Source organism: Bacillus sp. TSO22 (assembly GCF_020223595.1).
In the GTDB taxonomy this organism is placed as follows: Bacteria; Bacillota; Bacilli; order Bacillales; family Bacillaceae; genus Bacillus; species Bacillus inaquosorum.
Map to the genome: position 1 here is coordinate 275,258 of NZ_JAHAWO010000015.1, position 16,137 is coordinate 291,394.

The 16,137-nt window shown below is 37.5% G+C and carries 29 protein-coding genes and 1 pseudogene; 20 read left to right on the top strand and 10 right to left on the bottom strand.

Features of this window, described 5'->3' with window-relative positions; translation table 11 throughout:
• Window positions 1-24 precede the first annotated feature (24 nt).
• Complete coding sequence (locus KHQ79_RS21205) at window positions 25-459, bottom strand: hypothetical protein (protein WP_225516842.1); 435 nt, start codon at window positions 457-459, stop codon at window positions 25-27.
• Window positions 460-536: 77 nt separating this feature from the next.
• Between KHQ79_RS21205 and nrdF the strand changes: the two genes are divergently transcribed.
• Genes nrdF through dutA form a run of 3 tightly spaced genes read left to right on the top strand, consistent with a single transcriptional unit; the run spans window position 537 to window position 2,293 of the window.
• Window positions 537-1,580 (top strand): class 1b ribonucleoside-diphosphate reductase subunit beta, encoded by a 1,044-nt coding sequence (nrdF, locus tag KHQ79_RS21210; protein WP_225516933.1) that lies wholly within the window; start codon window positions 537-539, stop codon window positions 1,578-1,580.
• Complete coding sequence (locus tag KHQ79_RS21215) at window positions 1,577-1,819, top strand: thioredoxin family protein (protein WP_225516843.1); 243 nt, start codon at window positions 1,577-1,579, stop codon at window positions 1,817-1,819. Before nrdF ends, KHQ79_RS21215 begins: the two co-directional genes overlap by 4 nt.
• 45 nt (window positions 1,820-1,864) lie before the next feature.
• Window positions 1,865-2,293 (top strand): dUTP diphosphatase, encoded by a 429-nt coding sequence (dutA, locus tag KHQ79_RS21220; protein ID WP_225516844.1) that lies wholly within the window; start codon window positions 1,865-1,867, stop codon window positions 2,291-2,293.
• A gap of 126 nt (window positions 2,294-2,419) precedes the next feature.
• On the opposite strand, the gene KHQ79_RS21225 is transcribed toward dutA, so the two are convergent.
• Window positions 2,420-2,638 (bottom strand): hypothetical protein, encoded by a 219-nt coding sequence (locus KHQ79_RS21225; protein WP_225516938.1) that lies wholly within the window; start codon window positions 2,636-2,638, stop codon window positions 2,420-2,422.
• 133 nt (window positions 2,639-2,771) lie between these two features.
• On the opposite strand from KHQ79_RS21225, the gene KHQ79_RS21230 reads away from it, so the two are divergent.
• Window positions 2,772-2,939 (top strand): hypothetical protein, encoded by a 168-nt coding sequence (locus tag KHQ79_RS21230; RefSeq protein ID WP_225516845.1) that lies wholly within the window; start codon window positions 2,772-2,774, stop codon window positions 2,937-2,939.
• 4 nt (window positions 2,940-2,943) lie between these two features.
• Window positions 2,944-3,240 (top strand): hypothetical protein, encoded by a 297-nt coding sequence (locus KHQ79_RS21235; RefSeq protein WP_225516846.1) that lies wholly within the window; start codon window positions 2,944-2,946, stop codon window positions 3,238-3,240.
• A gap of 226 nt (window positions 3,241-3,466) precedes the next feature.
• On the opposite strand, the gene KHQ79_RS22190 is transcribed toward KHQ79_RS21235, so the two are convergent.
• Entirely contained in the window at window positions 3,467-3,829 is a 363-nt protein-coding gene (locus tag KHQ79_RS22190) for a DUF1643 domain-containing protein (RefSeq protein ID WP_225516847.1), read from the bottom strand.
• Between the two features lie 43 nt (window positions 3,830-3,872).
• On the opposite strand from KHQ79_RS22190, the gene KHQ79_RS21245 reads away from it, so the two are divergent.
• From KHQ79_RS21245 to KHQ79_RS21265, 5 genes are all read left to right on the top strand, one after another.
• Window positions 3,873-4,712: a thymidylate synthase gene (locus KHQ79_RS21245; RefSeq protein WP_225516848.1), complete on the top strand. Its 840-nt coding sequence runs from the start codon at window positions 3,873-3,875 to the stop codon at window positions 4,710-4,712.
• Between the two features lie 319 nt (window positions 4,713-5,031).
• Window positions 5,032-5,349, top strand: a complete 318-nt coding sequence (locus KHQ79_RS21250; protein WP_225516849.1) for a hypothetical protein — start codon at window positions 5,032-5,034, stop codon at window positions 5,347-5,349.
• A gap of 574 nt (window positions 5,350-5,923) precedes the next feature.
• Window positions 5,924-6,238, top strand: coding sequence for a hypothetical protein (locus KHQ79_RS21255; protein WP_225516850.1), 315 nt, complete (start codon window positions 5,924-5,926; stop codon window positions 6,236-6,238).
• Between the two features lie 203 nt (window positions 6,239-6,441).
• Window positions 6,442-6,789 (top strand): hypothetical protein, encoded by a 348-nt coding sequence (locus tag KHQ79_RS21260; RefSeq protein WP_225516851.1) that lies wholly within the window; start codon window positions 6,442-6,444, stop codon window positions 6,787-6,789.
• A gap of 104 nt (window positions 6,790-6,893) precedes the next feature.
• Window positions 6,894-7,079, top strand: coding sequence for a hypothetical protein (locus tag KHQ79_RS21265; protein ID WP_134818978.1), 186 nt, complete (start codon window positions 6,894-6,896; stop codon window positions 7,077-7,079).
• A gap of 2 nt (window positions 7,080-7,081) precedes the next feature.
• On the opposite strand, the gene KHQ79_RS21270 is transcribed toward KHQ79_RS21265, so the two are convergent.
• Window positions 7,082-7,324: a helix-turn-helix domain-containing protein gene (locus KHQ79_RS21270; RefSeq protein ID WP_225516852.1), complete on the bottom strand. Its 243-nt coding sequence runs from the start codon at window positions 7,322-7,324 to the stop codon at window positions 7,082-7,084.
• Between the two features lie 74 nt (window positions 7,325-7,398).
• On the opposite strand from KHQ79_RS21270, the gene KHQ79_RS21275 reads away from it, so the two are divergent.
• Complete coding sequence (locus tag KHQ79_RS21275) at window positions 7,399-7,986, top strand: PDDEXK family nuclease (protein WP_225516853.1); 588 nt, start codon at window positions 7,399-7,401, stop codon at window positions 7,984-7,986.
• A 231-nt stretch (window positions 7,987-8,217) separates the two neighbouring features.
• Here the strand turns inward: KHQ79_RS21275 and KHQ79_RS21280 are convergent, their stop codons facing one another.
• Window positions 8,218-8,637: a hypothetical protein gene (locus KHQ79_RS21280; protein WP_225516854.1), complete on the bottom strand. Its 420-nt coding sequence runs from the start codon at window positions 8,635-8,637 to the stop codon at window positions 8,218-8,220.
• A gap of 12 nt (window positions 8,638-8,649) precedes the next feature.
• Window positions 8,650-9,447 (bottom strand): endonuclease/exonuclease/phosphatase family protein, encoded by a 798-nt coding sequence (locus KHQ79_RS21285; RefSeq protein ID WP_225516855.1) that lies wholly within the window; start codon window positions 9,445-9,447, stop codon window positions 8,650-8,652.
• A gap of 93 nt (window positions 9,448-9,540) precedes the next feature.
• Between KHQ79_RS21285 and KHQ79_RS21290 the strand changes: the two are divergent.
• The 4 genes and pseudogenes from KHQ79_RS21290 to KHQ79_RS21305 form a co-directional block, all read left to right on the top strand.
• Window positions 9,541-10,008, top strand: a pseudogene (locus tag KHQ79_RS21290) (lysine 2,3-aminomutase); the annotation flags it as partial.
• Entirely contained in the window at window positions 10,005-10,283 is a 279-nt protein-coding gene (locus KHQ79_RS21295; protein ID WP_019258677.1) for a YokU family protein, read from the top strand. The pseudogene KHQ79_RS21290 and the gene KHQ79_RS21295, both read left to right, overlap by 4 nt.
• Before the next feature lie 86 nt (window positions 10,284-10,369).
• Window positions 10,370-10,594, top strand: a complete 225-nt coding sequence (locus tag KHQ79_RS21300; protein WP_225516856.1) for a YozE family protein — start codon at window positions 10,370-10,372, stop codon at window positions 10,592-10,594.
• A 150-nt stretch (window positions 10,595-10,744) separates the two neighbouring features.
• Window positions 10,745-11,425 (top strand): hypothetical protein, encoded by a 681-nt coding sequence (locus tag KHQ79_RS21305; RefSeq protein WP_003241576.1) that lies wholly within the window; start codon window positions 10,745-10,747, stop codon window positions 11,423-11,425.
• On the opposite strand, the gene KHQ79_RS21310 is transcribed toward KHQ79_RS21305, so the two are convergent.
• Complete coding sequence (locus tag KHQ79_RS21310) at window positions 11,422-11,565, bottom strand: hypothetical protein (RefSeq protein ID WP_003241578.1); 144 nt, start codon at window positions 11,563-11,565, stop codon at window positions 11,422-11,424. The two genes, KHQ79_RS21305 and KHQ79_RS21310, sit on opposite strands and share 4 nt — an antisense overlap.
• 120 nt (window positions 11,566-11,685) lie before the next feature.
• Between KHQ79_RS21310 and KHQ79_RS21315 the strand changes: the two genes are divergently transcribed.
• The 3 genes from KHQ79_RS21315 (at window position 11,686) to yodL (ending at window position 12,931) form a co-directional block, all read left to right on the top strand.
• The gene (locus KHQ79_RS21315) at window positions 11,686-11,862 is read left to right on the top strand and encodes a YozD family protein (RefSeq protein WP_003241581.1); all 177 of its coding nucleotides are present in this window, start codon (window positions 11,686-11,688) and stop codon (window positions 11,860-11,862) included.
• Between the two features lie 79 nt (window positions 11,863-11,941).
• Window positions 11,942-12,553: a phosphatase PAP2 family protein gene (locus KHQ79_RS21320; protein ID WP_032732324.1), complete on the top strand. Its 612-nt coding sequence runs from the start codon at window positions 11,942-11,944 to the stop codon at window positions 12,551-12,553.
• Between the two features lie 60 nt (window positions 12,554-12,613).
• Window positions 12,614-12,931: a shape determination protein YodL gene (gene yodL / locus KHQ79_RS21325; RefSeq protein ID WP_003241586.1), complete on the top strand. Its 318-nt coding sequence runs from the start codon at window positions 12,614-12,616 to the stop codon at window positions 12,929-12,931.
• Between the two features lie 35 nt (window positions 12,932-12,966).
• On the opposite strand, the gene KHQ79_RS21330 is transcribed toward yodL, so the two are convergent.
• The gene (locus KHQ79_RS21330; protein ID WP_003241588.1) at window positions 12,967-13,092 is read right to left on the bottom strand and encodes a hypothetical protein; all 126 of its coding nucleotides are present in this window, start codon (window positions 13,090-13,092) and stop codon (window positions 12,967-12,969) included.
• A 202-nt stretch (window positions 13,093-13,294) separates the two neighbouring features.
• Between KHQ79_RS21330 and deoD the strand changes: the two genes are divergently transcribed.
• Together deoD and ldcB are read left to right on the top strand one after the other, a co-directional pair.
• Window positions 13,295-13,996, top strand: a complete 702-nt coding sequence (gene deoD, locus KHQ79_RS21335; RefSeq protein WP_003241589.1) for a purine-nucleoside phosphorylase — start codon at window positions 13,295-13,297, stop codon at window positions 13,994-13,996.
• 82 nt (window positions 13,997-14,078) lie between these two features.
• Window positions 14,079-14,900: an LD-carboxypeptidase LdcB gene (gene ldcB / locus KHQ79_RS21340; protein WP_225516857.1), complete on the top strand. Its 822-nt coding sequence runs from the start codon at window positions 14,079-14,081 to the stop codon at window positions 14,898-14,900.
• 82 nt (window positions 14,901-14,982) lie between these two features.
• Here ldcB and KHQ79_RS21345 read toward each other — a convergent pair whose 3' ends face one another.
• Both KHQ79_RS21345 and KHQ79_RS21350 read right to left on the bottom strand, forming a co-directional pair.
• A complete protein-coding gene (locus KHQ79_RS21345) occupies window positions 14,983-15,234 on the bottom strand; it encodes a hypothetical protein (RefSeq protein ID WP_019258673.1) in 252 nt (83 codons plus the stop codon).
• Between the two features lie 87 nt (window positions 15,235-15,321).
• Complete coding sequence (locus KHQ79_RS21350) at window positions 15,322-16,023, bottom strand: class I SAM-dependent methyltransferase (RefSeq protein WP_225516858.1); 702 nt, start codon at window positions 16,021-16,023, stop codon at window positions 15,322-15,324.
• Between the last annotated feature and the right edge of the window lie 114 nt (window positions 16,024-16,137).

Genomic DNA, 16,137 nt, shown 5'->3' on the forward strand with positions numbered 1-16,137 from the left:
TCTGCCTGACTCCTGATTTCTTAATTAAAGTCCCCTTGCTTTAACAAAAGCTTTGATATCTTCACCATCATCATTTGTTACACGGACTTTATAAGTACCTTCTATATCTTTTACGTAAAAGGTTGATTCTGTTGACTTTCCTGGTTTAACTGTAATTCCGTCTGCTATTCTCTTACCGTCAGGGTTCGTAATTCTGTACTCAAAAGGGTAGCTGCCATCATTTGCAATGTAAACTCTGATTTTGTCGTCTTCACTTCCATAATAATCGAAGAAAAAGGTTCCTTTAGCTGTAAAATTTCCAGTTTCACAAATTAAAGTGCCACCACCTTTACATCTGGCATCTGCTAAAGGATTTAAGACTTTCACAGGATTTTGAAGCGGCTTAGCTGAAACAGTAGTACTGCCAATAGTAGGTATTAGCCCTAAAGCTAAAGCACCAATAATTAGTTTCTTTTTCATTTTATAATCCTCCCTTAATAGTGAATATGTTGCATTATAAAATTTACAACATTTATAAGATATTTCCTTCTTTTTACATGTTGCGAGGGAGGAAAAATATTCAGGAGGTCACATTTTTGTCACAACTAAACAAAAATAAGCTGTATACCGCAGCAAACTGGTCAAAGCATGAAGATGATTTTACCCAAATGTTCTATTACCAAAACGTGAAGCAGTTCTGGCTTCCGGAAGAGATTGCTTTAAACGGCGATCTCCTCACTTGGAAGTACCTCGGAAAAAACGAGCAGGACACTTATATGAAAGTTTTAGCTGGTTTGACGTTGTTGGATACAGAACAAGGTAACACTGGCATGCCAATCATTGCTGAACATGTAGATGGACATCAGCGGAAAGCGGTGCTGAACTTTATGGCGATGATGGAGAACGCTGTCCATGCAAAGTCATACAGCAACATCTTTCTAACATTGGCTCCGACCGAGCAGATCAATGAAGTATTTGAATGGGTAAAAAACAATAAGTTTCTTCAAAAGAAAGCGCGACTAATTGTTTCAATTTATAAAGCAATTGAGAAAAAAGACGAAATCTCTTTATTTAAAGGAATGGTTGCTTCTGTGTTTCTAGAGAGTTTCCTTTTCTACTCTGGATTTTATTACCCACTTTATTTTTATGGACAGGGAAAATTAATGCAAAGTGGAGAGATCATAAATTTAATTATCCGTGACGAAGCGATTCACGGAACTTATGTTGGATTGTTAGCTCAGGAGATTTATAAGAAGCAAACACCAGAGAAGCAAAAGGAAATGCATGAATGGGCTTTAAATTTGCTCCAAGAGCTTTATGAAAACGAATTGGAATATACAGAAGATGTTTACGATCAGGTTGGCTTAGCTCCAGATGTGAAGAAATTCATCAGATACAACGCAAATAAAGCTTTAAACAACCTGGGTTTTGATCATTGGTTTGAGGAAGAAGATGTTAACCCAATTGTTATCAACGGGTTAAGCACAAAGACCAAATCCCATGACTTCTTTTCAACTAAAGGGAATGGGTACAAAAAAGCAACGGTTGAACCATTAAAGGATTCAGATTTCATTTTTACCGAGAAAGGATGTATTCAATGAGATTGATTAAATTAGAGCAGCCTAATTGCAATCCATGTAAAATGGTGTCCAATTACTTAGAACAAGCAGATATTCAATTTGAGACAGTGGACGTTACACAGGAACCAGAAGTAGCATCTAGATTTGGTGTTATGGGAGTACCGGTAACCATTTTGCTGAGTGATCAAGGAGAGGAAGTAAACCGAAGTATTGGTTTTAAGCCTGATGAACTTGATGAGTTATTAAAGGAATTCCGATAAAAGGGTAATTTTAAACAAACTTAAATTAAAAGGAGCTAATACATAATGCAAATTAAAATCAAATATTTAGATGAAACACAAACAAGAATCAGCAAAATTGAGCAAGGTGATTGGATTGATCTTCGTGCAGCTGAAGATGTAGCGATCAAAAAAGATGAATTTAAACTTGTCCCATTAGGTGTGGCCATGGAATTGCCTGAAGGTTATGAAGCACATGTCGTTCCTCGTTCAAGCACATATAAGAACTTTGGTGTTATTCAAACAAATTCAATGGGTGTTATCGATGAGTCATACAAAGGAGACAACGATTTCTGGTTCTTTCCTGCTTACGCAATGCGTGATACAGAGATTAAGAAAGGGGATCGTATCTGTCAGTTTAGAATCATGAAGAAAATGCCGGTGGTTGAATTGGTTGAAGTTGAGCATTTGGGAAACGAGGATAGAGGAGGACTCGGTTCTACGGGAACGAAATAAGCAAATTTAAAAACCTTGGCTGTATTCATGCTGTGATCTGAACAATGGAGGTTTCAGCCAAGGTACATATAAATATTATGTTTAAAATGAATATTTTAATACGAAGGATTTAATTAAAAACAAATTTTAAAAAGGGAAGTTTTGAAAAAGTGAAATAGTAATAACTAAAGTCGAAAAAGAACCTAAAGATGTCAAAGAAACAATTTTTCTTGTGCTTTGCTTTTTTGAAGGTTTACTTAGTTCATGGATTACTGCACCCCATAAAAGCATGGATGCTAAAATTATAATACTCAAATACATATCAATACTTCCTTTCTTTATTTTTACAGATTTAATAATTGACATCGATTTTACCACATTTAGGATATAGGTGTCGATGGATTAAGCATTTAAATAAAAGAATAATTTTATCTAATATTTAAGGAGGAAAGTGATCATTAACAGCAAAGAAAGAGCTTAACAAGCAAAATATGACGACATGCTTTATAGGAATGGTCTTTGCTTTGGATTTCTTCAGTTGCAAGGACTTGAAGATCAATTTATTGAACATATGAGAAAAGTTGCTGAGTACGAGAAAGACCTGAGATACAAGAAGGCAGCAGCTAACTTCATGAAAATGCATGACCAAAATAAACTGGGTGGGTGATTAATTGTTAAAGGATAAAAATAAAATAGTTAAGAGTATTGAAAAGATCAACAAACTTGAAGAAGGGTTGTCACTATTTGAAGAAGGTGACGAAGAATATTTAAGTGTATTAGTGAAAATTCAGGGGCTATATGATGAAATTGCAGATGGTGCCTTGGAGTGTTTTAAAGATATGACTACAAAAATCAGAAAAACTGGTCAGAAACGAATTGGAAAAGGGATCGATCAGCTATCACATACAATAAAAGAAAGCATCAATGAGCAATTAAACGAAATTAAAGGGGGAGAATATCTCCCTTAATTCGTTTTAAAATATGGGAATCTACCTTTAATAGGATCTTTCCCTTTGCGGGAGGGGTGGTACACACAGTTCTTTGTGCTAAAGTGACTCCATCCATTGTACTCAAGTCCAAATGTTTTTTCTTTATGTTGTGTTAGCATACTTATTATAGTAACATGAGGCTTTTTTCTAATATAGTTCCCTGTCGCTATGTAAATTTCATGAGCATTTGAATAGTAATCAGAAATCAAAAACCTATTTTTTCATATGTTAGTTCAAACTCTTTTGGATTCAGTTTCTGAGCTGCTTGCAATAAAGGCCTCAGTTTAGTTGAATCTGGCTCATAAAAAGGATGGATATTCGTTATAATTATTTTTGATGCTTTTAGAATATCGTAAGCATAATTAATAATAAAATTCACAGTGTTATCTGAACTTTTTTTATCAGCACAACTTGGGTTCATTAGTGTAAACACAGAAATTAAATCGCCTTCATTTCTCAATGGGATTTCTAAAAAGTGTCTTGTGATAATGGAACTAGGAGCAGAAAAAACGTTTTTGTCACAATCAATTCTATTTATTATTACTTTCCGAGGACAATAATCAACCACTGACTCACACCCTTCGAGTCTTAATAATAGGAGGAATTAAAACATGACTCAATTTGATAAACAATACAACTCAATTATAAAGGATATTATAAATAATGGAATCTCAGATGAAGAATTTCATGTGAGAACAAAGTGGGATTCTGATGGAACACCGGCTCATACACTAAGCATCATCAGCACGCAAATGAGATTCGACAACTCAGAGGTTCCGATTTTAACGACAAAAAAGGTTGCCTGGAAAACAGCGATTAAAGAGTTGCTCTGGATTTGGCAACTAAAATCTAACGATGTTAATGATTTAAACAAGATGGGCGTACATATTTGGGATCAGTGGAAACAAGAAGATGGCAGTATCGGACATGCATATGGATTTCAGCTGGGGAAGAAAAACAGAAATCTAAATGGAGAAAAAGTGGATCAGGTTGATTATCTTCTTCATCAATTGAAGAACAATCCATCTTCACGCAGACACATTACAATGCTATGGAATCCTGATGAATTAGACGCAATGGCCTTAACACCATGTGTATACGAGACACAGTGGTATGTTAAGCAAGGAAAACTCCACCTAGAGGTAAGAGCAAGGAGCAATGATATGGCATTGGGAAATCCATTCAATGTATTCCAGTACAATGTTTTGCAGCGCATGATTGCTCAATTGACTGGTTATGAGCTTGGTGAATATATCTTTAACATTGGGGACTGCCATGTGTACACACGTCATATAGACAATTTGAAAATCCAAATGGAAAGAGAACAGTTTGAAGCACCTCAACTATGGATCAATCCTGAAGTTAAAGATTTTTATGACTTTACCATTGATGATTTCAAGTTAATCAACTATAAACATGGGGACAGGCTTTCATTTGAGGTAGCAGTTTAATGCTGCCTCTTTATTATGAATTAAAGGGGAAACCTATAGGATTAGATTAGAGTATATGGGAGGGTGATAATTATGCTCACAGAAGATGAGCTAATCTGGATTAGAAATGTGCTGAGGGATTATGAATATAAAAGAATATCAAAAAGCTAATAAAGTTAACGCAAAAATAAAGAATAAAAATAAAATACATATAGACATGCATAGTGGTCAGGTGATAAGATAGAGACAAGTTACTTAGATTGTTTTTTATTTGTATTTAGAATAAAAATAAAGTTACTTTAAAAATGATATTTTATTCAAACTTTAAGGAGGTGATTCATTGGAGGTAGGAGACAAAATACATAGCACCAACGAACAGATAACAGCCTTGGAGAAAAAGAAATATCAAATTGAAACAACATTACTTGAAAAACAGAGGGATCTTTTAAGACTTGAAACACAGCAAAGCAAGGAGAAGCTGGAATTGCTATTTGAGCTAAGTGAAATCTTAACCCAATTTGAAAATGAAGAATGGGTAAGCTCCACAATTGCTTTACGGGTTATTAGAAGAAGTAAAAGAAAGCACTTTGATTTATTTGAACTAGTTAACGACAAAGCATACATAAATAAGGATAAATTTAAAGTTCTTCATGATTAATTCTTTGGGCTGAAACAAAAATTAAATAATATCTAATGAGACCAGTAAATGACTGAAGGTGTTAAGGAATTACGTTGTACTGTAGCGGATTTGATTGGTGAAAATGAACGGTTAAAAAATCGGTTATCTTTGGCGGAGGGTCTTCTCGTTGAGGCAGCGGACACACTCGATGGTATGCACGGGTATGGAACGGAAGCTTATATCTCGCGATAGAAAAGTACTTCGAAGAGGAGGGTAAATAATGAAAGCCTACAATCACAAAGGAGCAGGCAGAGGCAATTGAAGATCTCCGAACAAACTATAGCGATGAAGGAATATTACGTTCATATATAAATGATAGCATAACAGTCGGCAATAATAATGGCCGTTGCTTATACAATCTTGAATTGCTAACACTAGCATCCGCATTGGTCAACGGATACGAAATCAAAGAGACGCCAGAGGAAAAAGTACGGTGTTACTATGAAGGACGGTGGGCGGACAATTGCGATACTAACGAAATTGAGATCGCAAAAGCAACGATTATTAAAACGCTGAACCTTCTCGGAATCAAAATCGAGGGAGTGAACGCTTGATGAATGAAAAGCTAACGAAAAACCAACTTAAAGAAATTCGTCAGCGTGCGGAAGTAGCAACAGAAGGATTTTGGAGTGCAGACGTTCACAAGTGCTCTGGTAACGAAAACCTTCGTTATTGGATAAATACTCTTGATGATGGTTTAGCGGCTTCAGTTACTCAAGAGGATGCAGAATTTATTGCAAACGCCCATCAGGATATTCCGGCTTTGCTCAACTATATTAACAAGCTGGAAAAAGAACTTGAGGAAAAAGAACAGGAGCGTAAAGAACGTAATAGTGTTTTTATAGAGTTGTTGAGCGAAAGCCCTTAATAATTAATGTAACTTTTCTTATTCATCTCCTAAAGTGTAATGTAAACAAGCTTGTTTGAATCATACTATGGAAATTTGCCCATTTCTTATTCAATACAAATAATGGAATGAGTTAAATACTAATAATAAAAAAAGGATACATTATTTTTATAAAATGAGACATGTTATATGTGTGTTAATAATAATGAAAGGTAGTGAAAAAAATGGATCACGAATATACTCACTCATGGTCGGTACAAAAGCCAAGCTCAGAAAATCATGCATGGTCTTTTAAAAATGCATGTGATGCTTGTCAATCTGAGGTAGAGGTTAGACATGGAGTAGACTGGAAAGTAACAGACATTTCTTTTGAAGATCTAAACAGAACTACTACAACTGATACCACCTGGGATGGGAAACGTACTTGGAAATGCACTCACACTGTTAAAGCTTCTTATAATGTGGTACACCGGGGGAATGTGGATTCTCTTGTAAACTTAGAGTTTATTGAAGAAAAACTAACTATTAAGTATAAAATGAAAAATGTGAATTATGGCCTTAAACTGAACTAGTAATAATAGTATGGCTTCAACGATTGAAGCCATACTTAATTTTCGTAATAGATAAAATCGGTCTTTTATTTACAATAAAAATAAAATTAGTGGAGGGTAAGGGGATTAACGAGGCATATCATTCAATTCATACACTGTATAACAAAATGGATAGACAAATGAAAACAGTAAAGGAGGCCATTGAAGAAAAAGATTTGCAAAGAGCACATCGTAATTTAATTAACTTAGCTGACAATAATGAGGAATTAATGCAGGAAATCAGGTGGATCAAAAAGGGAACCACCTTGTAAGTTTATTTGATCAATTGTCTGCGCTCTTTAAAATTCCATACATAAAGCTCTTCGATAGAGCAACCTATGGCATCAGCAAATGTCATTGCTGTTCTAATATTCATATCTGATTTAAAACCACTTACATAATCATTAATTCGTTGCTTCGGTAATCCAGTGCGTTCAACAAGGTCATCAATTGAAACGTTATATTCATGCATGAGCTCATTGAGTCTTGGATCAACTGGTTTCCATTGTTTTTTCACTATGTACACCTCTCTCAGGAACGATTTTAGCACATACATATTTTGCCTACAATATAGATTAGGAGGGTGATTGATTGGGAGCAATCAATCAAGGGAAAGTTTTTGAAGCGAACATTGAAAAATCAGCAGCAGATCAGAAGTTGTTCTTCTACCGGATTAAAGATGTTAATCCAATGTTTTTAAAAAGGGGAGCAGCGGTATCAAAAAACAAATATGATTGCTTTCTGTTCTTTAAGGGGTACTTGTTTCCTTTTGAACTTAAATCAACAAAGGACAAGTCTATTTCCTTCAGCGAGAAGATCATAAAGCCACAGCAGATTAAATATTTAAAGGAAGCAACACAATACCCAAACATAATTCCTGGCTTTCTGTTTCAATATAGAGAGCCTAATAATAAGGTTTATTTCGTACATATTGATGATTTCCTTACATATAAGAACATAGCTGAAAAACAGTTGGAACATACATATAAGAATAAAGTTAACAAGTCCAGTATCCCGATTGCGATTTGTGAAGAGATCGGTACAGAAGTACGTTGGATGAAAAAGAAAGTGAATTATACATATTATTTGAACAATCTTTGCGGGGAATTGATAAAAAAATTCTCGAATAGGACAAATCCTAATGCTCATACACCTGATAAAAAGAGGGTGATTATGTGACTGAGAAAGAATTAATTGAAAAGTACAACTTAGAAAATTGCACCGTCACATACTGTAATGAGCCTAATTTGGAATTAATGGCAAGGGCATTTTTGGACTATCAAAGAAAATTGTACAATGAAAAGAAAAAGGATTTTTAAACAGTGTAAAATAAAGCAGTGACTTCCAACACAGGAGAGTGAATGAAGTCACTGCTTTTATAACTTATAACTATAATTTATTGGAATGGTTTTATTGTTTGGACAGTTTCATTAAAGATCCAATTACACTGTTTACTTTTTCTGTGGCAAAAACCTTCCTAAGAAATTCTTTAAACTCATTCTCGTTTTGCATATAAATTGCACCTTCAATGCTAAGTTCTCTTCTTATATCAATATCTAGTTTGATTTGTAAGGGGTATAAAGTGATATTATGATAAAAAGAAAACATTTCATAGCTATACTTTTCCAGTAGTTTGCTTCTAATTAAAAACTTATAACCTAAATCATACTTGTCATAATGAAATTCTAAATTCATGTTCAGTTCAGTTATTTCAGCGTATAGTAAGTTGTTAGTTCGTCCCGGTAATAAATCGGCTTGCTTATCTAATATTTCTTTTGCAGATTGAGAAGGGTCTTCAGAAAATTCAGGCCACAAATTTAAATCATCCATATTTTTTGCCTCCTATGAAATCTTATATAGCAATGGTAAATGATCGCTAATAGATGGTATTCCTCTTAAATTGACTAATTGAGTGTTATTGATTTTAGTTAATATCTTAACATTATTAGGTGAAACATAAGGAACAAGTGAAGGTCTTACCAAAACCTGGTCAAAAATATTCCAATAAATTTGGTAATGGTGGGATCCACTATAATAATAGGTTCCTTGAGGTGAGGTCTCATCACCAAAATTATTCCACATAGGATTATAAAACATGTTATATTTTCTCCCTTTGATAATCCTTGATTCTTTGGAAGCTTCAATACGAGTTGGATACGCATGCAAAGCAGGGCCTGCCATCATACCCTCTTCAAACGGATTCATATTAAAATCACCAACAAGTACCGTAGAGGTTGAATTGTTTTCATTTTCTACTTTTTCAATTTCCATTCTAAATTGAATCGATTCGTTGTAAAAATCGAATTCGTTCAAGTGCATTTTGCTTGGGAAGTGCAGAAAAACGAATATCAAATAGCCAAGTTTGCGGTGAGGGATTTTCTTAATAGTATAATAACTTGTTTCAGCTAAGTGTATAATTTTTGTCGGTTTATATTTAGTGAAAATATGTATTCTTTTACAGCCTATTTGTGGCACATGATAAAATTCAATTTCTTGATTTATCATTTCTCTGATGAGATTTTCTCTATATTTGTCGTCATACTCAGCTAGAGAAATAACATCTAAGTTATAATGGTTAATAGCTTCAATTAGTATTTTGTTTACTTCTTTTTTTTCTGTGTTCCAAAAAAAACAATTCATTAATTTCTTCCCTTTTTATAATTAATTTCAGCTCGTGTATATAATATCACATTTTTAGATATATTGAGAAAAATTATCCAATAAATTGAACAGCGGTGTCCATTGAGCAAAAATATAATTATACTGACTATAAAAAATGCGGTTCCTACCTTTGTCGTTGACGCTCCAGGCGGCGGGGGGAAAATCGCCCTGCAGCCAAACTATGTACTGTCGCAAAGCCCTGACAAAGTCATCTTAAGAAATTTTGAAGGCGTCATTACATCATATCCGGAACCGGAGAATTATATCCCTAACCAGGCTGACGCCTATTTTGAGTCCGTTTTCCCTGAAATCGCTGACAAAAAGGAACCGATCGGGCTGAGTGCCATTTTTGCCGACAAAGAGGTTTCTTTTACACCGGAAAATGTAGCCAGAATCAAAAGGAGAGAGGCATACACAGCGAATCCCGAGCATGAAACATTAAAAGACCGGCGTGAGAAAAGAGACCAGCTAAAAGAAAAGAAATTTTTGGCGCAGCAGAAAAAACAGAAAGAGGCTGAAATCGGAGGGGATTCTTCATGAAAACATGCGAATGGTGCGGCGAGCTTGAAGCAGTACCCGGCAGGAACACGGTGTACTGGGAGCTCCCTGACGGAACAAGAGCCATAGAACTGACAGACACCCCCGCCATGGTGTGTGCTTCCTGCGGAATGACCTATCAAGAGGAAAACACGATTAAGGAGATTGAGGATCAGCTGCTTTTGATTCAAACAAAAAAACTGCCTGAAAGCCTGACGTACCAGCAGCTCATGGAGACAGAAAGAATTCTGAAACGCAACTATTTTGACTTCTCCTGAATGATGTTTCGGTATTCTTTTGTTGTAATTTTACACTTGAACTGTATAATAGAACAACAAAAGACAGACACCAGGAGGGGAAACCCATGAAATCCTTTTATCACTATTTATTGAAATACAGACACCCTAAGCCGCAGGACAGCATCAGTGAATTTGCCAATCAGGCGTATGAGGATCACAGCTTTCCGAAAACCTCAACCAATTATCATGAAATCAGTTCATATTTAGAGCTGAACGCTGATTACCTTCACACGATGGCTACGTTTGATGAAGCTTGGGATCAATACGAGGCTGAAGTTCACGGCAGATAATAGCTGTTTCATCCGCAGATCACTGCGGATTTTTTTATGTCCTCACCCATACCAGAATTGGATATTTCCTTTGGTTTTCATGCCCATGCGAATTGGCGTCACCCGGCATACGATAGCGTATGAGAAATGTTGCGGCGAGGGGGAGACACCGTGAAGCAAAATAAACCGAAATTCCAAGTAGGGGATATCGTAGTCGTCATTATGTATGGAACAGTCGGCACCATCACAAAAGTACACCAAATTGATAAACACTATCTATATGAAGTCAATCATAATGAAGTCTTATACTTTGAGTCGTCCATTCAGCTTTACAAAGATTATGAGGGTGTCATTGTCGACATGGAAAAACTTGATATTGAGTATGAATTCCTTATTGGGGACGTCGTTTATGTAAAAGATTATGGAAAAGAACTCTTTCGCATTATCGGCCACAGAACAGAAATTTGGAGATATTTAGAAGATGGCTGGGAAGATATCATTTATGAGCTGACCCGTTTAAAGGATGGAGAGTGGCTTGAAACGGAGGAAGAGGATCTCACGCTGGTGCTAAGAAAATATGAAATGGACCAGTTTGTACATCAGCTTTTGTTTGTCCACTATGTCGGAGAAACTGCCCAAGAGATCGGCGAAGATATCGCATCGTCTGCTCTTCTTCAGTTTGAAGGTGATGATGAAGATCAAGATACCCTTCACATCCTTGCTGTATCAATTGTTGATGAGCTTCTGGATATTTATAATGACTACAAAATTCTGTACGAAATGTTTCAAGATGAAGAATATAAAGATATGATGATGTTTGTTCTGGAAAGTTTAAAAGAGCACTTCAGTTAGTTTGTGAACATACGGATCAAAACATATAAAAAATAAGGCAGACAGCCCCAAATCATCACTTGCGTCATTCCTTTGAGCGTTTTTTCCATTATGATATCAAATCTTTCTCCGTCCAGTGCTTCCATCATTTTAGCGATCATATAGTCAGCCTCCTATGGCTTGTTTTTTATTCAATGTATATGACCGAAAGAATTGTTTAGAACACCGGGTATAATTCAGCCTGTTTTTTCATAAAACATAAAAAAGGAGGCGGTACGGAGATGAAAGAAATAGATCTTGTGATTGATACGGAAGAAATCGCTGAATTTTTTTACAGAGAGCTTGCAAGACGGGGCTACATACCGAGTGAGGATGAGCTGTTTGAAATCGCTGATATTACCTTTGATTATTTGATAGAAAAATGTATGATAGATGAAGAGCTGGACGAAGATGATTGAGGCTTGAAACCGGAGCGGCCAGCTCCGGTTTTGTTATTCATGTTCTATGACTTCTGTGAAAATCGAGGTGGTTAAAATGTTGTACAAGCCCGTTAGTCTGTTTCTTTTCTTTCTTTTTCTAGCTGCGGTCATTCATACAAATGCTGTTCAATCTGCAGATGAAATGATAAGCAAGGCAGCTGTTTTGATTCGCCAGCCATGGCTTAATGATGCCATGGCTGGGATCACGCATCTTGGAGCTTCTTCTTTCCTGTTCCCTCTTATCCTGATCATTGGAATAGGGCTGTTTTTTTACAGAAAAACATGGGACGGGCTTTTGATGCTTTTGGTATTCGGTGCAGATCGACTGTTAAACAAAGTGTTAAAAGAATGGATCGAGCGAGTGAGGCCTGATTTTTCACCGCTGGTTCATGAATCATCCTTCAGCTTTCCGAGCGGCCACGCTATGAACGCTGCCTATGTCTATCCTGTTATTGCCTACTTTTTAGTAAAACACCTCCCGTTTTTGTCCAAACATAAAAAAATGGTATACACCATAGCCGGCGTGATCACGGTTTTGGTCGGCATAAGCAGAGTCTATCTGGGTGTGCATTTTGTAACCGACGTGCTAGGGGGCTTTAGTCTCGGCCTGCTTCTGTTTTTCCTCGTAAAAGGTTTTGACGAAAAGATTAAGCGGTTTCGACAAAAATAGAGAGAGGAAAAACGGACAAAAACGCTAATATGTTAAAGAAATAAAAGGGAGGGGATCTTGATGATGTTATCCGTGTTTAAAAAGAAGTCTTGTTCCTATGACGTGACAATATTTCAAACACCCCGGTTTGGCGAAAAAAAGGGCTACAGACCCGTCTATCGAACTGAACTGAACGGGAGCGATCATCAAGACGTGCTGAAAAGAGCATTCTCTTTGTTTAATGTATTTGACACTGTTCCAAGTGATTATGATGCGAGATTTATGGCCACAGGGGACGTGATTCTGATTGATGAAGGAAGAAAAGGGAAAACATATTATAAACTGCTTCCCGCCGGATGGAGGAAAATCAATCGTCTGATTGTACAAACGACAAAATGAAAAGAAAACTGCGGATTTCCGCAGTTTTCTGCAGTTTAAGGCTTGCGTTTGGCAGCGGAATACTCTTTCTCGTGCGCCTCTTCAGCTGCAATCACGTCTTTTGCAGGTATGTGGTTGTTCTTTTTTTGGCCGGTGATCCGGTTACGCTGTTTTTTACCCATGTCCCATCCCTCCTTCCTGCGGTTAGGTTTTCAAATAAACACCTCAATTATCCCGTTTTTCTCCGGAAGTGCCCAAACGGCCCCGGAACATTTCTTTTTTCGCCATATTCCTTTATAATCAATGCTGAAGTTTGTCTCATCATGACATTCGTTGTAAAATGAACGGACTGGATGATAATTTAGATTTACAGGAGGATATGAGATGAGTGTACATATAGGTGCTGAAAAAGGACAGATTGCGGACACAGTGCTTTTGCCGGGAGATCCTCTCAGAGCAAAATTTATTGCTGAAACGTATCTTGAAAATGTAGAATGCTACAATGAAGTTAGAGGCATGTATGGATTTACGGGTACATATAAAGGCAAAAAAATCTCCGTGCAAGGCACGGGAATGGGCGTTCCGTCGATTTCAATTTATGTGAATGAATTAATTCAAAGCTACGATGTGCAAAATTTAATAAGAGTAGGTTCTTGCGGCGCTATCCGTAAAGATGTCAAAGTGCGGGACGTCATTTTGGCTATGACCTCTTCAACTGATTCTCAAATGAACAGAGTCGCTTTCGGAAGCATTGATTTTGCGCCTTGCGCAGATTTTGAGCTTTTAAAAAATGCCTATGATGCCGCAAAGGATAAAGGCGTGCCGGTCACTGTAGGAAGCGTATTTACAGCTGACCAATTCTACAACGACGATTCGCAAATCGAAAAGCTTGCAAAATACGGTGTCCTGGGCGTAGAGATGGAAACGACTGCATTGTATACATTAGCAGCGAAGCACGGAAGAAAAGCGCTGTCAATTCTCACCGTGAGCGATCACGTATTAACAGGAGAAGAAACGACAGCGGAAGAGCGTCAAACGACATTTCATGATATGATAGAAGTGGCTTTACATTCCGTATCACAATAAAATAAATCAAGAGGCGTGCTGGGTGCCGGCAGCCTCTTCTTTATGAATGCGGAAACGATTGATAAAAGGAAGGTAATGTAATATGAAAAAGTCCGGTAAATGGTTTTCACTGGCTGCCGCTCTGAGTGTAACGGCAATAGTCGGAGCCGGCTGCAGCATGTCAAACGGAGATGCTCAAAAGGATACGAAAACCACAGCAGAAACAAAGCAAACAGAACAAAAAACAGCTGACAGCAAAAAAGCAAACACTCAGGACAGTGCGTTTTCATTGGAAAGCAAATATTTCAATGATATTAAAAAAGTGGACGGTCTGGAAACCATTCAAAATCCAGAAAACATACTCGCGCTTGTCAATAAAGAATACGCACTGCCCGGAAACTATGAACCTAGTGATCTAGTCATACCTGATGTAGAGTTCTCTTTTGAAGAAAAGATTCAAAAACGTTACATCAGAAAGGAAGCGGCCGACGCATTAAAAACGATGTTCGATGCTGCGAAAAAGGAAGGCTATGAACTGGCAGCTGTTTCAGGATACCGTTCGTATGACAGACAGCAAGTCATTTTTAACAATGAAGTCAGCCTAAAAGGGGAAAAGAAGGCAAGGGAAGCGGTCGCTTACCCGGGTGAAAGCGAGCACCAAACAGGCCTTGCGATGGACATCTCGAGCCGAAGCAACGGCTTTCAGATAAATGAAGCGTTCGGCAGCACGGCAGACGGAAAATGGGTGCAGGACAATGCTTATAAATATGGCTTTATCATTCGCTATCCAAAAAATAAAGAAGATATCACCAAATACGAATATGAGCCATGGCACCTGCGCTATGTAGGCAAAAAGGCCGCAAAGGTCATCCATGATAATGATTTAACGCTGGAAGAGTACTTTGAAAAAGTGAAGAAAATCTAACAGTAAAAGCCCGCTTACAATTGATAAGCGGGCTTTATTGTGTTTGGTGAATCTAGCAATTGTTCATACATTTATTCTATGCTTACCAGAAGAATAAACCAGCCAGAGCCACTCCTGCAATTAAACCGAGGGAAATACCGTAAGCCGCTCCGTATCCCCAATAACCGCCCCAATATCCGTAACCAAAACCTCTTGGCCCTCCGCCGGTCGGAGCTATAAAAACTTTGTCTCTTGTTACACGTGTAATTCTGCCGACGTGAACTCTTCCGCCTCTCTCTGTAATTCTGACGACTTTACCTTGATGGTTTCTGCAAAGATGGTAATATCTCTCCAATATTGTTTCCCTCCTATACTGACTTTCTATCAGCATATGATAGATAGGATAAAAAGGTTGGACGAAAACAGGGGGCGATACGCCGTTTTACTTATGCGCGACAAAGATACAATGTCCCATGAACTCGCTATATATCTGCATGAGTTCATAATGTGTTTGAAGCGTATCGTAGTAGATAGGAGCGATCGTTTGCGATAAATCCATTTCTGTGGTCGGTTCAAATTCCATGTCATCTGGAAGAAGTGTTATCGCTTCCGTTTTTTGAAAACCATAAGACCTAAGAGTTTTATGCCACTCGGTTTCTTCATGTAAACAAGTAAAACCGTAGAAATCCATCATTCGCTTTTTTTCTGGAGGCGGCATCGGTTTTTTTAAAGCTGCTTCAATACCAATCAGCATCCCGCCGGGCTTCAATACTCTTGAAATTTCTTGAAGAGAGGGCGTCAAATCGGAAAAACTGAGGACCGATTCTGACAGGACGCAGGAAAAGGACTCAGAAGAGAACGGGAGATGTTCCAGCTCTGCCTGATATGCAGTGATGGCAAGCCCTTCATTTGCAAATCTTTTTTTCGCTTTCTCTAGCATGATAGGGTCTTTATCAACGACTGTTACAGGATACAGTAAATGTCCTAAGTAAGCCGCTGTTTGGCCTGTTCCGCATCCGGCATCAAGAATCGGCTGATCTGGGGAGGGGGCAGCTTTTTGCAAGACCGCTTTTGAAAAAGCCAGCCCGCCTGGATGCGCCCCTGCGACACCGAATAAGGACAGCATTTCTAAATATCGGCTCAATATCGAATCCTCCTTTTTCTTTATCATATGTCGTATAAAGACATAGGTTTATGAAAAGCGAAAGAAGGGCGTTTTCTCTTTCATTTCTGCTCCGAGTTGACGAATAAGAATTCG

Excerpts from the sequence above, each read along its gene's own strand:
- KHQ79_RS21205 (WP_225516842.1), bottom strand. The coding sequence starts at position 459 with ATGAAAAAGAAACTAATTATTGGTGCTTTAGCTTTAGGGCTAATACCT.
- nrdF (WP_225516933.1), top strand. The coding sequence starts at position 537 with ATGTTGCGAGGGAGGAAAAATATTCAGGAGGTCACATTTTTGTCACAA.
- KHQ79_RS21215 (WP_225516843.1), top strand. The coding sequence starts at position 1,577 with ATGAGATTGATTAAATTAGAGCAGCCTAATTGCAATCCATGTAAAATG.
- dutA (WP_225516844.1), top strand. The coding sequence starts at position 1,865 with ATGCAAATTAAAATCAAATATTTAGATGAAACACAAACAAGAATCAGC.
- KHQ79_RS21225 (WP_225516938.1), bottom strand. The coding sequence starts at position 2,638 with ATGTCAATTATTAAATCTGTAAAAATAAAGAAAGGAAGTATTGATATG.
- KHQ79_RS21230 (WP_225516845.1), top strand. The coding sequence starts at position 2,772 with ATGCTTTATAGGAATGGTCTTTGCTTTGGATTTCTTCAGTTGCAAGGA.
- KHQ79_RS21245 (WP_225516848.1), top strand. The coding sequence starts at position 3,873 with ATGACTCAATTTGATAAACAATACAACTCAATTATAAAGGATATTATA.
- KHQ79_RS21255 (WP_225516850.1), top strand. The coding sequence starts at position 5,924 with ATGAATGAAAAGCTAACGAAAAACCAACTTAAAGAAATTCGTCAGCGT.
- KHQ79_RS21260 (WP_225516851.1), top strand. The coding sequence starts at position 6,442 with ATGGATCACGAATATACTCACTCATGGTCGGTACAAAAGCCAAGCTCA.
- KHQ79_RS21280 (WP_225516854.1), bottom strand. The coding sequence starts at position 8,637 with ATGGATGATTTAAATTTGTGGCCTGAATTTTCTGAAGACCCTTCTCAA.
- KHQ79_RS21285 (WP_225516855.1), bottom strand. The coding sequence starts at position 9,447 with ATGAATTGTTTTTTTTGGAACACAGAAAAAAAAGAAGTAAACAAAATA.
- KHQ79_RS21295 (WP_019258677.1), top strand. The coding sequence starts at position 10,005 with ATGAAAACATGCGAATGGTGCGGCGAGCTTGAAGCAGTACCCGGCAGG.
- KHQ79_RS21300 (WP_225516856.1), top strand. The coding sequence starts at position 10,370 with ATGAAATCCTTTTATCACTATTTATTGAAATACAGACACCCTAAGCCG.
- KHQ79_RS21310 (WP_003241578.1), bottom strand. The coding sequence starts at position 11,565 with ATGATCGCTAAAATGATGGAAGCACTGGACGGAGAAAGATTTGATATC.
- KHQ79_RS21315 (WP_003241581.1), top strand. The coding sequence starts at position 11,686 with ATGAAAGAAATAGATCTTGTGATTGATACGGAAGAAATCGCTGAATTT.
- yodL (WP_003241586.1), top strand. The coding sequence starts at position 12,614 with ATGATGTTATCCGTGTTTAAAAAGAAGTCTTGTTCCTATGACGTGACA.
- KHQ79_RS21330 (WP_003241588.1), bottom strand. The coding sequence starts at position 13,092 with ATGGGTAAAAAACAGCGTAACCGGATCACCGGCCAAAAAAAGAACAAC.
- deoD (WP_003241589.1), top strand. The coding sequence starts at position 13,295 with ATGAGTGTACATATAGGTGCTGAAAAAGGACAGATTGCGGACACAGTG.
- ldcB (WP_225516857.1), top strand. The coding sequence starts at position 14,079 with ATGAAAAAGTCCGGTAAATGGTTTTCACTGGCTGCCGCTCTGAGTGTA.